General features: G+C 52.9%; 13 protein-coding genes and 1 pseudogene. 11 read left to right on the forward strand and 3 right to left on the reverse strand.

All coding sequences use genetic code 11. The features are described 5' to 3' along the window. Positions 1–73 precede the first annotated feature (73 nt). Both ET464_RS18625 and ET464_RS18630 read left to right on the forward strand, forming a co-directional pair. Positions 74–1,309, forward strand: coding sequence for an MFS transporter (locus ET464_RS18625; protein ID WP_129443510.1), 1,236 nt, complete (start codon positions 74–76; stop codon positions 1,307–1,309). A 336-nt stretch (positions 1,310–1,645) separates the two neighbouring features. Further along, complete coding sequence (locus tag ET464_RS18630; RefSeq protein ID WP_129443512.1) at positions 1,646–3,364, forward strand: methyl-accepting chemotaxis protein; 1,719 nt, start codon at positions 1,646–1,648, stop codon at positions 3,362–3,364. Positions 3,365–3,398: 34 nt separating this feature from the next. On the opposite strand, the gene ET464_RS18635 is transcribed toward ET464_RS18630, so the two are convergent. Next, the gene (locus ET464_RS18635; RefSeq protein ID WP_129443514.1) at positions 3,399–4,298 is read right to left on the reverse strand and encodes a PAS domain S-box protein; all 900 of its coding nucleotides are present in this window, start codon (positions 4,296–4,298) and stop codon (positions 3,399–3,401) included. A gap of 251 nt (positions 4,299–4,549) precedes the next feature. Between ET464_RS18635 and ET464_RS18640 the strand changes: the two genes are divergently transcribed. Next, entirely contained in the window at positions 4,550–5,029 is a 480-nt protein-coding gene (locus ET464_RS18640) for a hypothetical protein (RefSeq protein WP_244226595.1), read from the forward strand. Between the two features lie 5 nt (positions 5,030–5,034). Here the strand turns inward: ET464_RS18640 and ET464_RS18645 are convergent, their stop codons facing one another. Continuing rightward, a complete protein-coding gene (locus ET464_RS18645; RefSeq protein ID WP_129443516.1) occupies positions 5,035–6,042 on the reverse strand; it encodes a hypothetical protein in 1,008 nt (335 codons plus the stop codon). A gap of 118 nt (positions 6,043–6,160) precedes the next feature. Beyond that, a complete protein-coding gene (locus ET464_RS18650; protein ID WP_129443518.1) occupies positions 6,161–7,420 on the reverse strand; it encodes a BaiN/RdsA family NAD(P)/FAD-dependent oxidoreductase in 1,260 nt (419 codons plus the stop codon). 131 nt (positions 7,421–7,551) lie between these two features. On the opposite strand from ET464_RS18650, the gene ET464_RS18655 reads away from it, so the two are divergent. From ET464_RS18655 to ET464_RS18685, 8 genes and pseudogenes are all read left to right on the forward strand, one after another. Further along, a complete protein-coding gene (locus ET464_RS18655) occupies positions 7,552–8,385 on the forward strand; it encodes an alpha/beta hydrolase (protein WP_129443520.1) in 834 nt (277 codons plus the stop codon). Between the two features lie 77 nt (positions 8,386–8,462). Beyond that, positions 8,463–10,196 carry an ATP-binding protein gene (locus tag ET464_RS18660; protein WP_129443522.1) on the forward strand — a complete coding sequence of 578 codons (1,734 nt, stop codon included), beginning with the start codon at positions 8,463–8,465 and terminating at the stop codon, positions 10,194–10,196. Positions 10,197–10,198: 2 nt separating this feature from the next. Next, positions 10,199–10,321 (forward strand): hypothetical protein, encoded by a 123-nt coding sequence (locus tag ET464_RS20630; RefSeq protein ID WP_279630107.1) that lies wholly within the window; start codon positions 10,199–10,201, stop codon positions 10,319–10,321. Positions 10,322–10,432: 111 nt separating this feature from the next. After that, positions 10,433–10,867, forward strand: coding sequence for a BrxA/BrxB family bacilliredoxin (locus ET464_RS18665; protein ID WP_129443524.1), 435 nt, complete (start codon positions 10,433–10,435; stop codon positions 10,865–10,867). 14 nt (positions 10,868–10,881) lie between these two features. Further along, positions 10,882–11,690 (forward strand): annotated as a pseudogene (gene nadE / locus ET464_RS18670) (ammonia-dependent NAD(+) synthetase). Positions 11,691–12,063: 373 nt separating this feature from the next. After that, the gene (acpS, locus tag ET464_RS18675; RefSeq protein ID WP_129443526.1) at positions 12,064–12,462 is read left to right on the forward strand and encodes a holo-ACP synthase; all 399 of its coding nucleotides are present in this window, start codon (positions 12,064–12,066) and stop codon (positions 12,460–12,462) included. A 189-nt stretch (positions 12,463–12,651) separates the two neighbouring features. Beyond that, entirely contained in the window at positions 12,652–14,862 is a 2,211-nt protein-coding gene (locus tag ET464_RS18680) for a heavy metal translocating P-type ATPase (RefSeq protein ID WP_129443528.1), read from the forward strand. A 109-nt stretch (positions 14,863–14,971) separates the two neighbouring features. After that, complete coding sequence (locus ET464_RS18685) at positions 14,972–15,958, forward strand: DUF8832 domain-containing protein (RefSeq protein WP_425271781.1); 987 nt, start codon at positions 14,972–14,974, stop codon at positions 15,956–15,958. Positions 15,959–16,010: the final 52 nt, after the last annotated feature.

The raw sequence follows: 16,010 nt of genomic DNA on the forward strand, positions 1-16,010 counted from the left end.
TTGTTGACAAGGAAGGAAAAATGAGATACGCTTGTTTTGTTTCCTAGGAAGGAAAAGATGAAAGGAGAAATTCATGTTTAAATCATCACACCCTAAACAGAACACAGAACAAACGATGAATAACAATACATTGTTATTTGGTCTTATGTCTGTGTTTCTTTGCGGAATAGGTTTCAGCATTATAACCCCGGTCGTCCCCTTTTTGGTGCAGCCTTATGTAAGCAATCCGGGGGATCAGGCTATTGTTGTTACGCTGTTGACCTCTGTTTATGCCGTCTGCGTGTTTTTTGCAGCCCCTGGGCTTGGCGCTTTGAGCGACAGGTTTGGGCGCCGTCCATTGCTTCTGATATGCCTTGCGGGCTCTGCCATCGGGTATATCGTATTTGGCGCAGGAGGAGCGCTGTGGGTGCTGTTTGCCGGGCGCATCATTGAAGGCATAGCAGGAGGCAGCATTAGTACGCTTTTCGCTTATTTTGCAGATATTACGCCTAAAGAGCAGCGCACCAAATACTTCGGATGGGTGAGCGCGGCTGCAGGCGCAGGCTCCGCCATTGGACCGGCTCTAAGCGGGCTGCTTGCGAAATTCGGCCATTCGTTTCCCTTATATTTTGCAGCAGTCATAACGGTATTGAATGTTGTGTACGGGTATTTTTTTATGCCGGAAAGCCTGGACAACCATAACAGACTGAGCAAGATAACGATGGTTAGGCTGAATCCATTCTCGCAGCTAATGAACGTGCTTTCTGCAAGAAACGTAAAGCGGCTGCTTGTGGCAGCGTTTTTGCTTTGGATTCCGAACGGGTCATTGCAGGGCGTTTTTTCACAATTGACGATAGATACCTTCCATTGGACGCCGGCGCTAATCGGATTGATGTTTTCCATTATGGGAGTTCAAGATATATTGTCCCAAGGCTTCATCATGCCGAAGCTTTTGAAGAAGCTTAGCGATAAACAAATTGCAGTTACCGGCATGGCGGCGGAAATAATAGGCTACTGCCTGATTGCGGCATCGGCTTTGTGCACGTGGTATCCGCTTCTGATCGCCGGGATATTTATATTTGGTTTTGGCGATTCGATCTTCGGGCCTTCATTTAATGGAATGGTGTCCAAGTCCGTTGAATCAAGCGAACAAGGAAGGATTCAAGGAGGCAGTCAATCCATTCAGGCTTTGGCAAGAATAATCGGACCGGTCGTTGGCGGCCAAATCTATGTCGCGATGGGCCATGCCGCGCCTGCGATTATGGGTATCATCCTTATAGCAGCGGCAATTCCCGTTATGTATAAGAGCACGCAGGTAACAAGTGATTAGGTTTTAATAGTACGGCTGTTTTAGCCGGCAAACGGCGGTCTGGAGCTTCGTGATCCTAACCGCCGTTTGCTTTCTCAACTATGTTATTGCCGTAATCGGGCCACCCTTGGATGTACAACAGGATGATTTTAGCCTGCAATATGGTGAAACACGGATAAAAGGGATTAAAAGTTAAAAAGATTACACTTTTATTCAGAAGGATGAGCGCAAAGGGATGCGACAGCCTTCGACTCCATCCGCTATTCTTTTATTTTATGAAATGGGTCTTTAGTGTAATGGTTGAGTAATATATACTATTTTTATACATAGAGACAAACATAATTTAGGAGGAAACCAATGCGGATAGGATGGAAACTAACAGTAAGCCGGCGGTTGGTCGCCTCGTTTTTGGCGATTCTTGTCATACTTGCGGCTAACGGCATTACGACTTTTGTCATGATGGGCAAAATGAACGATAATGCTTCAAGCTTGTCGGGTGTCTGGCTGGCCAACACAGAAGCCATTATGAACATTAACAATGCCCATGAAAGCCTGCTGACTATACAGTATCAAATGCTGTATCAAATGAATGACCAGCAGCAGATGTTAAAGCTGGAGAGCCAAGGCGGCACCATTCTGGACAATCTCGAAAAGTGGTTTGCGCAATATCGGACCGGCTTTACGGCCAATAATGATACGAATTTGTTCCAGTCGCTCAAAAAGCAGTCCGAGCTGTATGTGCAAAGCTATAACGCGCTTCTGGATACGATTGAAGCCAAAGGTGACAGCTATGCGATAAGCAAAGCAATTCGCGACTCGGACAGCTCGTTTAACGCATTGAATACGTATATCGATACGCTGATGCTTCAAAATAAACAAGGCGCAGAGAAAGAAAGCCGATCCAGCGATACGATTAACCGTCAGGGCATGTATGCAACAGCTGCCGGCCTGGTGATTGCCATCGCGGTTATCGCTTCGCTGGTGTATTACATTCGGCGTACCGTTTCGCAGCCGCTGAAGAAGGCCGCTGACGTTGTTTCCCTTGTTGCGCAAGGGAACTTGAACGTGACGGTGCCGCAAGTGAAGCAGCAGGATGAGATCGGCACGCTGGCGACAGCGCTCAGCGGGATGATTACGATGATCCAAAGCACAATCCAGCGCGTTCAGCAGGCCGCTTCAGGCGTCAACGCATCGGCGCAGGAGCTGCTGGCGGCTTCGCAGGAGAATGCGAGCGCGTCCGATCAGGCTGCTGCTATGGTCCGAGAGTCTGCCGCAGGAGCGGACGAGCAGCTCGCGAGCTTTGAGGAAATCGGCCGTTCGACGGAAGAAATGACGATTGGCGTGCAGCGTATTGCCGAAAGCAGCGGGGAGGTTGCTCTGCTTTCCGCCAAAGCGGCCGACCAGTCTAAAGAAGGCTCCGATACGATTGCCGAGGCTTCGGTGACGATGAACAAAATCGACCTGTCGATCCGGACGGCGGTTCAGCAGGTTGAGCAGCTGGAGAGCCATATGGGCAGCATCGGCAAAATTCTCGGCATGATCGGCAACGTCTCGAAGCAAACGAACCTGCTTGCGTTAAATGCTTCCATTGAAGCGGCGCGTGCGGGCGAACACGGCAAAGGGTTTGCCGTCGTTGCAGAGGAAGTCCGCTTGCTTTCCGCACAGACGGCAGAGGCGGTAACGGAAATAACGTCGGTTATATCCAAAATCATGAGCGATACGGAATCGACCGTTCACTCGATGCGCGCCAGCAGGCAGGAATCACAGCTTGGCCTTCAGAAAATGGAAGCGGCCGGCGATTCCTTCCGCGTAATCGCCGAAGCTTCCAAAAATGTTTCGAGCAAAATCGAAGAGGTGGCGGCAGCAGCCGAACAGCTTGCCGCAAGCTCGGAGGAAGTTGCGGCATCGGTCGGCCAAGTGATGGGCATTGCCCGACGTACTTCCGATATTTCCAAGGAAGTAGCTTCGGCGGCCGACAAGCAGTCCGCTTCCGCGTCCAATGTGGCGTCGGCGGCGGGGGCTCTGACGGGCATCGCACAGGATATGAACGAGGCGGTAAGCGGCTTCCGCACGTAAGTTTAATGGCAATGGAGCAGTCTCGAAGCGGCGGTTACCGCTTGAAGCTGCTCCATATCGACTCAGGTTTCACCCCCAGCTCCCCGGCGATTAATTCAGCCGTCAGGCGCTGGGGTTTTTTAATTTTGCCGTTGCGGATTTTGGAGATGGTCGTTAAGGAAATCAGCGTAGACTGGGCAAGCGACGTAGCGGTTATATTTTTATTCAGCATCAGCATTCGCAGCTTGTAGCCCGGGTCATCTTCCTGTTCGTTCAGATGCAGGCTGGCGATAATAACGGAAAATCCGGTGAAGGTCCGGCAGCCGTTGAACATCGGTTTTACAATGATGCTTGCATGTTGCGATTTGCCGTCGATTTGCAGCCGCAGCTCTACTCTTTCAACGGTTCCGTTGTTTTTGGCATAATCCAGCATCCGTTTTACGCTTTTTCGTGAGTCTTCTTCAATGAATTCGAAGGCCGGCCGGCCCAAATAGTAATTGGCGGTATGAATGACGGGCGTGTAATACCGCTCCAGCGAGCGGATCCGGTATTGCTCATCCAGCTGGGCGGCAGCCGAGATAGGCTGCTTGACGGCATATTCCTCGATCCACTTCTGTACCGTTATATCCTGGCACATAATGATGCAGCCGTTTTTCTCTTCAAGCGGGAACATGCGCCCTGTGACACGAACGGGAATGGCGGTTGCGGACCTTGCGTTCAGCTCCTCATCCATAGCCGCAAAAGGCTCGTTCTCATCAGTCAGGCGGGCGACCATTTGGCCGAATGACGCGCCTTCCTTAAATAGCCCGCTTGGGTCTGCTTCAAGCAGCTCTTGTTTTTTATATCCCGAGAGGGATGTGAAAGACGGATTAATATCGCGAATGTACCAGCGGTTATGTTCAAACTCGGTAATGAGCATCGGTTCTTTCATCAAGTAAAATACATTTTGCATCATGTATGCCTTCCTCCCGACTTAAGGATGGTTAAGTCATCAAGTCTACGGTATAAATTACATGTAAATAACAAGTTATGTTAGAAAATATAACAAATCGTTATACAACGATTATGCAAAATTATTTTCGGATTGACAACCGCATTTTGAAAAGAAAATGGAAAAGGCTATGAATATTACAAATTTTGGGCAGTCTAGAACCATACCGCTGCAACTGCCGGTTAAATTTATTGAAAAAAAGAGGAGGATGGCTAATGGCATCCGTTGAGGCGCTGCTTATCCAGTTTACCGATTCCTGGAGCGCGTCCCTGGCTTGCGATACGCTTCAGCAGCTTGGTTATGATCCGGTGCTTCATGACGGGAACCGTATCCATATTCATTTGAACAGCAGCGACACCGTGCCTGCGCTCGAAATTGTTCAAGCGCATGGGGGGCGCTTGCTGGAGCTGACCGCTATTGATGATTCGGTGTTAACGAATACGGCCTACTCGCTGGACGGCATTGCGATTCCGGCTCATCTGGTCAACGAGGACTGGACGGAACGGGAATCCGCTATCGTCAATGAGGAAGCGGCAGGGCTGCGGAACCGCGACGATGATGCGGATACTTCGCATGAGTTTTTGCCGGACCCGGGGAATACGGTTATTTCTCGGGAGACGTCAAAATTTAATCAAACGACAAATATCCCGCCATTTGCTGGTTCAAGCAAAGGCGGGATTTGTTTTGTTCCCTAGATCTTTTAATATTTGAACGTGCTGAGCTCGCTGTCTTTAATCGTCAATTCGTCGAGCGGGTCAAGCCCTTCATTTAAATTGTATACGTAAACCTTGACGTTATCGCGCTCGGATATCGTGATCCGCAGCTCATAATCATCGGTAATTTCATCAATATCTGCTGTGTAGTATTCATAATGTTTGGCAGGTATGTTGATATTGTCCGTTTGGATGATACGTGAATGGCCGGGCGATGACCAAGCGATGACGGTTACCGTGGCTTTGATCGCGGCGGGACGGCGGTTATACACGACAACGCGGGCAAAACGGGCTGTATTGCCGATGCGCGGAATGGTGCCGGTGCTGAGCGTGACGGCGTTTTTCTCTGCTGCCATGCCAAAGGAGCGGCCGCCCGCAGAAAGGGGCGAACCGCCGGAAGCGGTGCGCCTGCCCGCCGAGAGAGCGCCGGCAGGGCCGTGCGGCAGCGTATTGCCGCCGGAAGCGGTCGGAGCAGCGGCGGCGGTGCGCCTGCCCGCCGAGAGAGCGCCGGCGGAGCCGTGCGGCAGCGTATTGCCGCCGGAGGCCGTCGGAGCAGCGGCGGCGGTGCGCCTGCCCGCCGAGAGAGCGCCGGCAGGGCCGTGCGGCAGCGTATTGCCGCCGGAGGCCGTCGGAGCAGCGGCGGCGGTGCGCCTGCCCGCCGAGAGGCCGCGCGGCACTTCACCGGCCGGCGCAGCAGCATCTGCCGCTGGCTGCAGGAAGCCGCCCGGCACTGCGATTTTACCGGCCGAGAGGCGGCGGGCGCCACCCCGCGCCGGCGATGCAGCCTTGCCAGTTGAAGCATGACGCCCGCCTGCGGGGCCGGGGGTTTGCTTTTCTGATGATTTATATGGAGCAGGCGGAATGTAATAAGGGACAGGCAAAGCCGGCGCCGCGGTTTTTGGCGTTTTGTTAGCCGGCTGCTTGCCTTTTCCGTGGCGGGAAGCCTGCTTAAACACCTTGTTCATCCATACCTTTGATGCACGAGATTGAGCCATAGCCTATTTTCCCCTCCTGAATATCCTTGTCTGTATGTTATTCAAGCCGGGTGGCTGCCGCATCGGACTATTTCACTCTATCATTGGCACATTTTTGCCTGCAGCTGCTGCGCTGCGCTTATTGCCGCGAGGCGGCATGTTTGCCGGCGGCGTAGCCGGTAGAGAAAGCGGCTGTAATGTTGTAGCCGCCGGTGTAGCCGTGGATGTCCAATATTTCGCCGCAGAAATAAAGGCCGTCGATCAGCTTCGACTGCATCGTTTTGGGGTCGATTTCTTTCAGATGAACCCCGCCGCCGGTAACAAACGCATCTTCGATTGACAATGTGCCGTACACCCGGATCGGAAACCGTTTGATCACTTGGGCGAGCGCCATCCATTTTTGCTTCGGAATGTTGTCATATGTGACGGACTCGGACAAGCCTGCCTTGTCGAGCAGCAGCGGGACCATGCGTTCCGGCAGGCAGCTTTTAAGCACATTTTTAATCGCTTTTTTGGGCTCTGCTTCGGCAAGCTTTAATGTTTCGGCGAAGATGTCATCGGCCTTTTTCTCCGGCATAAAATCAATAGAGGCTTCAATATTACCGGTCTCGAATTGTTTCAGCGCCTTGACGACAAACTGGCTGCACCGCAAGGCGATAGGGCCGGAGATGCCGAAATGGGTAAACAGCATGTCTCCTTGATGCTCGATCAGTTTTTTGCCTTTAGGGCTCCATACCGATAGCGATACATCTCTTAATGACAAGCCTTGCAGCTCTTTGCTTTGAATAAAAGGCTCGTTGGATGTTAGCGGAACTTCTGTCGGGAACAACTCCGTAATGGTGTGCCCGGCGTCTATCGCCCATTGGTAACCGTCGCCTGTAGACCCGGTTTGCGGCACCGATTTGCCGCCGGCTGCAACAATGACGTTTCGGCCGGCGTACACTTGGCCGGACCGTAAGCGGACGCCGGTCGTATGCCCGTCTTCATAGCAGACACGGTCTACCGGAGCGTTTAAGACGATTTCAACGCCTTGCTTCCGCACCTGTCCGATCAGCGTGTCTACAACCGTCTTCGCCCGGTCGGTGACGGGGAACATCCGCCCGTTATCTTCTTCCTTTAGCTGAATGCCTAAATTTTCGAAAAAACGGATAATCTCTTTATTGCCAAACTGGCGAAGCGAGCTGTTCAAAAACCGGCCGTTGCCGGGAATATGCCTGATCAGCTCGTCCAGCTCCTTATTGTTCGTTACGTTGCAGCGCCCGCCGCCGGAAATGCCCAGCTTCCTGCCGAGTTTGTTCCCTTTATCGAGCAGCAGCACTTTTGCGCCGTTTTCGCTGGCGGCGATACCGGCCATCAAGCCGGCGGAACCTCCGCCGATGATAATGACATCATAGATCATAGTTTCTTGGTCTCCTAGAAGGGGTCGTTTGGTTAGCATTGTATCATTTATCGCCTTGCAGGTGAAAGAATGAGGCGAAGCGTACTATTAAAGGATAGAATTATAGGATAGAGAGCAGAAGGGGGATTCGGATGCGCCGCAATGATTGGACACTGATTGCCGAAGACGGCACGGAGCTGTATGCGAGAAGCTGGCATCCGGGCGAGCGGACAGCCTTGCTTGGCGCTGTGTGCCTGGTGCATGGAATGGGCGAGCATGGCGAACGATATGCCCGGCTGGCGGAAAGTTTGACGGCAGCAGGTTTTGCCGTATTTGCCCACGATCAGCGGGGGCATGGCAGGACGCCGGGGCAGCGTGGGCATACGCCTCTTGAAGAGGCGGTGTCCGACGCCTGCAGGCTTATTGGGGAAGCCCGGTCCCAATGCGAAGGGGTGCCGGTTTTTTTATACGGCCACAGCATGGGCGGTAACGTGGCGCTTAACTGCGCGCTGCGGGAGAATCCTCCGATTCAGGGGCTTATTTTGTCCAGTCCGTGGCTGCGGCTTGCAAGCCCGCCTCCTGCCGTGCAAGTGTGGCTGGGGAAGCAGATTTCGCGGTTCGCGCCCCGGTTCACCCAATCGACGCGGCTGAAGCTGCAGGATTTATACCGCTCCGGTTATACCGATTCGGCTGCCTGGCATGATTTGTACAACCATACGAAAATCACTGTGTCGACCTATTTAGCTTTCCATGAGTCGGGAGAGTGGGCGCTGCATCATGCAGACCGGTTATCCTGCCCACTGCTGCTGCTGCACGGCACGGCCGATCGTGTCGTCTCCTACGCGGCCAGCGAAGAGCTGGCGTCCCGGACGGAACGGCTGTGCACGTTTTTATCCTGGGAGGACAATCTGCATGAACTGCATAATGATTTGGACGGCGAATCCGTTGCTGCATCTGTCGTTTTTTGGCTGCGGACTTATTTGTAAAAAAACGGAATATATGATTAAATAAATCTATTAGCATCGTGAAAATCAATGTGCGATTAGGGGGAGACTGATCGTCCGTGATAAAGGAATTGTTATTGCAGTTTGTTGTTGCGTTATTCCCCGCAGTCGTTTATCAGCTTTGGCACGATTCGGACAAGCATTCGAATCGCGGAAAACTTTACATATGCGCAGCCAGCGGTGTATCCATGCTCGTCTGCCTGCTGCTTTGCTATGATTTTCATGGTTTTGATATTGATTTTGGAATCGTTCCTTATTTAACGGGCTCCCTGTACGGCGGAGTTCCGGGCATTGTTGTGCTAAGCGGCATTTACGTCCTCACGAGAGCGCCTATGCTGCAATCCGCCGGCGAAACGATAGCATTCGTATCGTTCCTCGGCTTGTTTATGCTGGCGTTATTTAAGCTATACCCGTTGTTTAATGCAGCAAATGCAAAAAACAAATTGAAAATCAGCACTTCCATCATCTCCGCAGCAGTTGGCTTTAATCTGCTCGCCTCTACGCTATATTTGGATTACACTTCCGTTAACTATACACCGCAAATTATTGCTGTTTCTTTCTTATCAATCATTTCCTGCTTGGCCGGAAGTTATTTTTCGGTTTTTATTATCGAGTCGCTGCGGCGCAACCGGCTGCTGGAGGACGAGATTCGCCTCGTCTCCGCAAACTACAGCAATCAAGTCGAGGCGCTCCAGCAATTTATTAATGAAACGGCGTTTGCGGTTTTGCTTGTTGACCATAACGGGCGTTTGACGCATATTAACGAGCTGGGGATGAAGCTGTTTGCACTGATGCCGAATGACGGCAGCATACAGTATTTTATCGGCTGGCCGTATGAAACGATATTCCAGCCTCCAAATTCCGCTATTTGCGTTCATGCGCTGTCCAAGGCGCTGAAAGGCGAAAGAACGGTTCAGGAGCCAATTATCGGCGAAAAATATATTTATTTAAAAACAGCGTTCCCGCTTTACGCGGCGGCGGAAAAGGACGACATTACCGGCGCCGCGCTTATCGTCCAGGATATTACCGAAATTACGCGGCTGCGCAATGAGGTTGGCCGGATGGAGCGGCTTAGCCTGGTTGGCCAGATGGCGGCGAGCATTACGCATGAAATCCGCAATCCGATGGCGGTTATTCGCGGATTTGTCCAACTGATACGCGAAAGAAGCCCTGCGGACCAGCAGCAGTATTTTCGGATCGTAATGGAGGAGCTGGACCGTACGAACAGCATTATTAACGACTTTTTGTCGCTGGCGCAAAACCGTGCCTTAACGATGGAGCTTGGTTCCTTAAACGAGCTTATCCTTCAGATGGCGCCGCTTCTGGAGGCGGACGCCAACATGCGCGGGCAAAGCGTCGTGTTGACGCTGCAAGAGCAGCTTCCTCCAATGATGATGAACGAGAAGGAAATCAAGCAGCTGCTCCTTAATATCGCCCGCAACGGCATGGAAGCGATGGGCGATGCAGGCATTCTTCATATTGAAACCCGGTCGAAGCCGGGAATTGTGGAGCTGCTGATCCGCGACGAGGGGATCGGGATCCCACAGGAAAAAATCAAGCAGCTGTTTGATCCGTTTTTTACAACAAAGCAGCGCGGGACGGGGCTTGGCTTATCGCTTTGCTTAAGCATAGCCGAACGCCATTCCGGCCAGATTGATGTAGAGTCGAGCCCGGGAGCGGGGACAACATTTATTGTTGCATTTAACATTTCGCGACATAAGGGGGAGGCCGGCCGTGCATACTATGGAACGAGCGGCATGCAAGAGCAGCTAAGGATGGAAGGAGGGGCATAAAGTTGGCAGGCAAACCAAATGGAGACTCTTTCGAACAGCAGCGCCAAGCGGACCAAAACGCGAAAGGCAGCCGGCAGGCCGGGTACGATAAAAAAACAAAAGGACCTAATCGTCCGTCCACTTAAATAGCAAGCTCATCAAGCAACCGGATGCTCAATGCTCCGGTTGCTTTATTTTCGAAGCAGGCGGTATAATAGTAACTAAAATTAGGTTATTACAAAGGAGTGTTTCATACGATGTCAATGTCATTTGAACGATATATGTTTGATATGATCCAACCGATGCGCGATGAGCTGACGCAAATTGGCGTTCAGGAGCTTCGTACGCCGGAGGAAGTGGAAGAAGCGCTTCCGAATGCGAAAGGCACCGCGCTTGTCGTTGTGAACTCGGTATGCGGCTGCGCCGCAGGCATGGCCCGCCCGGCGGTTGCCGATGCGCTGAACCATGAGATTGTTCCAGACCATCTGTTTACGGTTTTTGCAGGGCAAGACAAAGAAGCTACGGCGAAAGCACGCGAATATTTTGCGCCGTACCCGCCGTCTTCTCCTTCGATCGCACTCATGAAAGACGGCGAACTCGTATATTTCATCGAACGCCATCAAATTGAGAACCGTTCCGCAGCGGAAATCTCGGCAGACCTCACTAGCGCATTTGAACGTTTCTGCAAATAACAGGGGGAAACCAGGTGTCGTTACAAAACGAAATTATTAACCGCCTTGGCGTAAAACCGGAAATTGATCCGGATGCGGAAATACGCAAGCGCGTTGATTTCTTGAAGGAATATGTGCAAAAAGCCGGAGCAGCCGGACTGCTGATTGCCATTAGCGGGGGATCGACAGCGCGGTTGCAACCGGGCTTTGCAAGCAGGCGACGGATGAGCTGACGGAAGAAACCGGCCGGGAATATATGACGCTGGGGGTATTCCAGCCGTATTCCGAGCAGGCGGACATTCAAGACAGCTACGCGGTTGCCGAAGCTTTTAAGCTGAAGCATAAAGTGGAGACGAACATCGGCGAAGCAGTCGATGAAATCGCCATCGAAGTGGAACATGGCTTCAAAAAACTCGGCATGCCGCGCCATTTGAGCCGCGGCGGCAAAGGGAACATTAAAGCAAGAACACGTATGGTGATGCAATACGCGCTTGCTTTTGACCTGAACCTGCTTGTTGTCGGCACGGACCATGCGTCCGAAGCGATTACCGGTTTCTTTACGAAATGGGGCGACGGCGCCGTAGATATTACGCCGCTTAGCTCGCTGAACAAACGCCAGGTCCGCCAGCTTGCCGCAAGACTTGGCGTGCCGCAAAGCGTCCTGGACAAAGCGCCTACAGCCGGCCTGTGGGACGGTCAAACGGATGAAGCGGAGCTTGGCATTACTTACGAGGCAAACAGCTCTTATTTGGAAGGTAAAGCTATTGATCCTGCTGCAAAAGAAAAGCTGGAAAAGCAATATTTAAAAACCGCACATAAACGCGATCCGATTCCGGGCATTTAAGGAGAGGAGCGACAAGCAGCATAGAGGCCGCCAGCCGTCTATGCTGCTTTTTTTGTAGCGTAAACGTTATTGAATGCGCATACAATGGAGGTAAATGGAAAATGATGTAACAAACGATAAGTTGCTCTTAGATTGGCTATACTGCAAGTATAAAGCCAAATCCGGCTTAAGCCGGATGGAGCGGGGAGGAATCGTGATGATTTATCGGGAAGGCGATTTGAAGACGGGTATCCTTAACGGGTTATTATTATCTATTCCGCTGTGGGGCATCATTATCGGCTTATGCATCCGTTAATCGTGCAGAGGACAGATGCGATTGACGAGCGGCATACATTCTGATAATCTCGGCTTCATATGGAAGCGGGGGAATGAAATGATCGTTGGGGTTGGCCATGATGTGGCGGATATGGAAAGGTTCGAGAGCATACTGGGCGGCAAAACGGCCGAGCGGTTTATGATGCGCATATTGACGGAACAGGAGCGGGAAGTGGCATCCCGCTATGAAGGCAAGCGCCTGGTCCAGTACGTCTCCGGAAGGTTTGCAGCCAAGGAAGCGGTTGTCAAAGCGCTGGGCTGCGGTATTGGCGGAACGGTCGGGTTTGAAGATATAGCTATCGTCCCTGATGCAAACGGGAAACCGCTATGCGCATTAAAGCCGGAAGCTTGGGAACGGCTGGGGTTAAACATGGAAAGCCATAAGCTTCATGTGACGATTACCCACGACAAGGCGATTGCTTCGGCGGTTGCAATAGCGGAATGTCTGAGCGTCTGACAGCGCTTCATGTCGGGAATAGAGAAATGAGCTGATCCGGCTCATTTTTTATTTGGCCAGGGACATCTTCTTCAAAAATCCGGAAAAAGGGACAAGCTGTTTGTTTGACATATATACCATAGGGGGTATACTATGTTCACAAAGAGGTAAACATTGGCCTATCTATGGTTATAAGGATGTGAAAAAAGGATGGAGAAGGTTGACCTGCAGCTTGAAGGCATGTATTGCGCCGCTTGCTCCGCCCGGATCGAGAAGGCGTTAAATAAAATGAACGGCGTGTCCGAAGCCAACGTAAATTTGGCTTTGGAGGCGGCGCATATATCGTACAATCCGGCTGAGGTGTCGATTGAGGACTTTATGCGGAAAGTGGAGCAGCTCGGGTACAAAGCGCTGCCGAAGCAGGAGCAGGCGGACGAAGCCGAACGCCGGAAGCAGTCTGCCAGAAGGCAGGAGCTGAAGCTGGCGGCGTCGGCGGTATTGTCGCTGCCGCTGCTTTGGGCAATGGCGGCTCATTTTACGTGGCTGTCATGGCTGTGGCTGCCGGAGCTGTTTATGAATCCTTGGTTTCAGCTGGCGCTGGCGACGCCGGTCCAGTTTTATATCGGACGGCAGTTTTATACCGGCGCTTATAAGGCGCTTCGCAGCGGAGGGGCAAATATGGATGTGCTCGTTGCTTTAGGCACATCCGCCGCTTATTTTTACAGCGTATATACAACAGTCCAGTGGGCGGCCGATGGCGGCGGCACCCATCACGCCCCGCAAATGTATTACGAAACAAGCGCTATTCTCATTACGCTCGTGCTGCTAGGCAAGCTGCTGGAATCGCTCGCGAAAGGCAAAACTTCCGATGCAATCAAATCGCTGCTCCAGCTGCAGCCTAAAACCGCTTTGGTCATAAGGAACGGCAAAGAGGTTACGCTGCCTGTGGAACAGGTATCGGCGGGAGACATGGTGGTCGTCAAGCCGGGCGATACGATCCCGGTTGACGGGCAAGTGATGGAGGGAAGCTCTGCCGTAGACGAGTCGATGCTGACCGGCGAAAGCATGCCCGTTGCCAAGGCCGCCGGAGATACTGTCATCGGAGCGTCGGTCAACCGCAATGGCCGGCTTGTCATCCAGGCAACTTTTGTCGGCAAAGACGCTGCGCTGGCCCGTATTGTAAAGGCGGTGGAGGAAGCGCAAGGCTCCAAGGCGCCGATTCAGCGCATCGCAGACCATATTTCCGGCATATTTGTACCGATTGTGGTAGCCATTGCGATTGCGGGTTTTGCTCTGTGGTACATCCTTCTTGATCCGGGCAATCTGTCTGCGGCTTTGGAAAGCGCGATAGCGATACTGGTCATTGCCTGCCCATGTGCGCTTGGCCTTGCGACGCCAACCTCTATTATGGCAGGTTCGGGCCGTGCAGCCGAGCTCGGCATATTGTTCAAGGGCGGAGAGCACCTGGAAAAAACACAAGCGGTCGATACGGTTGTGCTGGACAAAACCGGCACTGTTACGGAAGGCAAACCGCGGTTAACGGATGTTGCGGCGGCCAGTGGCATGCCGGAGAAGGAGCTGTTGCAGCTGTTGAGCGCAGCTGAATCCGCTTCGGAGCATCCAATCGCAGAAGCGATTGTAGCCGGTGCGCAGCTGCAAGGAGCCGAACCGCTCAAGGCGGACCGGTTCGAGGCATTTCCCGGCTTTGGCATCTATGCGATGGTGGAAGGCAGGGAAGTGCTTGCCGGAACACGCCGTCTGATGGCGCAACACGGCATTGCTATTGCGAAGGCGCAGCTGGATGAGATGGAGCGCTTGGAAGAGCAGGGCAAGACGGTTGTATTGGCAGCCATAGACCGTAAGCTGGCCGGAATGGCGGCGGTGGCGGACACGCTGAAGGAAACATCCCGGGAAGCGATCGCCCGGCTGCAGGCGATGGGAATTGAAGTTATAATGGCAACCGGCGACAATGAGCGGGCTGCGCGCACGATTGCGGCAGAAGCCGGCATCCGGGAAGTAAGGGCGGAGATGCTGCCGGAAGGCAAAGCGCTCGAAATTAAAAAGCTGCAGGAGCAAGGCAAAAAAGTCGCGATGGTCGGAGACGGCATTAATGACGCGCCTGCGCTTGCGACAGCGGACATCGGCATGGCTATCGGCACCGGAACCGGCGTTGCGATTGAAACAGCCGACATCACGCTGATGCGGGGCGATTTGAACAGCATCGCCGATGCGATCGGGATGAGCCGGAAAACGATGTCTAACATCCGGCAAAATCTGTTTTGGGCGCTTGGTTATAATGCGCTTGGTATTCCGATTGCCGCTTCCGGGCTGTTAGCCCCGTGGATTGCGGGAGCGGCTATGGCGCTAAGCTCCGTATCGGTCGTATTAAATGCGCTTCGCCTGCAGCGGGCAAAGCTGTAATCCGGTATAACAAGCTCCTTTTTAGGGAATGAATCGTGGAGACTGCATGGATCCGCTTCTTTACGCGGATTATGACGAGGAACCTTAAACAAGGAGTTGACCGTTAGTGATGCGTTTTGTTCGTCTAATAACCGTATATGCCATAGCATTCTCTATTTCGCTGTTGGCAGGTTGGGCGATCCGGGCCGCATGGCAGCCGGGCGCTCCGGATGCAGCCGGATATCCCCCGGAAGCAAGTGGGATTGCTGCAGAAGCATATGAACCGGAAAGGGATATGGGGATGAGCGGGCAAATGGGCTCCGGCGAACCTATTGCGGTTATGGCCGGCCGCCGCGCGGATGGCCATTCGTCCGAAGCCGGGGCTGGCACTGGCGCGCACCGGCATGAAGAAGGCGGCGATACCGGCAGCATTAACGCCGATTGGAGCATTAACGGCGGAAAACAGCCGAAAGCCGGGCAGCCTGCAGTTATCCGGATTGCGGTTACAAGCGGCGGCCAGCCGGTGGAACACTTTGCATCCAGCCATGAGGCGAAGCAGCATCTGATTATTGTCAGCCGCGATTTGTCTTATTTTGCGCATGTTCATCCGGTTGATTTCGGCGGCGGACGGTTTGAGGTGAAGACCGTATTCCCTGCCGGCGGAGATTACCGGCTGATTGCCGATTTTGAACCGGAAGGCGCCGGACCGGTCCATCGGATGACATGGATTCAAGCAGCCGGCCGCAAAGCTCCTGAAGTGCCTCTACAGCCCGATGACCGCTTGGCCCGTCTGGCGGACGGCGTCCGTGTCCAGTTAACCGCTGAAAGCCCGCTGCAAGCCGGGAATGAAGTTACGCTTGCCTATAAGCTGGCGGATGAGAAAACCGGCGCTCCGGTAACGGATTTGCAGCCTTATTTAGGGGCGATCGGCCATGTCGTCATTTTATCAAGCGATGCCCGCCTGTATTTGCATGTTCACCCGCTTGAAAGCCAAGGCTCAGGGCCGGAAGCCAAATTCCAGACGGTATTCCCGCAAGCCGGCATCTATAAAATATGGGCGCAATTTAAACGGGAAGGCAGTGTTATAACGGTGCCTTTTACCGTCCGGGTTACATGATCCCGCGATCATTGCGTATAGCAGCTGTACCTTAGAACCGTACCTTTTGGTG

Source organism: Paenibacillus protaetiae (assembly GCF_004135365.1).
Lineage (GTDB): Bacteria > Bacillota > Bacilli > Paenibacillales > Paenibacillaceae > Paenibacillus_AP > Paenibacillus_AP protaetiae.

What these genes read in the sequence shown, in the direction of transcription:
- ET464_RS18645 (WP_129443516.1), bottom strand. Translation starts at nt 6,042, where the DNA reads ATGGCTCAATCTCGTGCATCAAAGGTATGGATGAACAAGGTGTTTAAG.
- ET464_RS18640 (WP_244226595.1), top strand. Translation starts at nt 4,550, where the DNA reads ATGGCATCCGTTGAGGCGCTGCTTATCCAGTTTACCGATTCCTGGAGC.
- acpS (WP_129443526.1), top strand. Translation starts at nt 12,064, where the DNA reads ATGATCGTTGGGGTTGGCCATGATGTGGCGGATATGGAAAGGTTCGAG.
- ET464_RS18680 (WP_129443528.1), top strand. Translation starts at nt 12,652, where the DNA reads ATGGAGAAGGTTGACCTGCAGCTTGAAGGCATGTATTGCGCCGCTTGC.
- ET464_RS18635 (WP_129443514.1), bottom strand. Translation starts at nt 4,298, where the DNA reads ATGATGCAAAATGTATTTTACTTGATGAAAGAACCGATGCTCATTACC.
- ET464_RS18650 (WP_129443518.1), bottom strand. Translation starts at nt 7,420, where the DNA reads ATGATCTATGATGTCATTATCATCGGCGGAGGTTCCGCCGGCTTGATG.
- ET464_RS18625 (WP_129443510.1), top strand. Translation starts at nt 74, where the DNA reads ATGTTTAAATCATCACACCCTAAACAGAACACAGAACAAACGATGAAT.
- ET464_RS18665 (WP_129443524.1), top strand. Translation starts at nt 10,433, where the DNA reads ATGTCAATGTCATTTGAACGATATATGTTTGATATGATCCAACCGATG.
- ET464_RS18685 (WP_425271781.1), top strand. Translation starts at nt 14,972, where the DNA reads ATGCGTTTTGTTCGTCTAATAACCGTATATGCCATAGCATTCTCTATT.
- ET464_RS18655 (WP_129443520.1), top strand. Translation starts at nt 7,552, where the DNA reads ATGCGCCGCAATGATTGGACACTGATTGCCGAAGACGGCACGGAGCTG.
- ET464_RS18630 (WP_129443512.1), top strand. Translation starts at nt 1,646, where the DNA reads ATGCGGATAGGATGGAAACTAACAGTAAGCCGGCGGTTGGTCGCCTCG.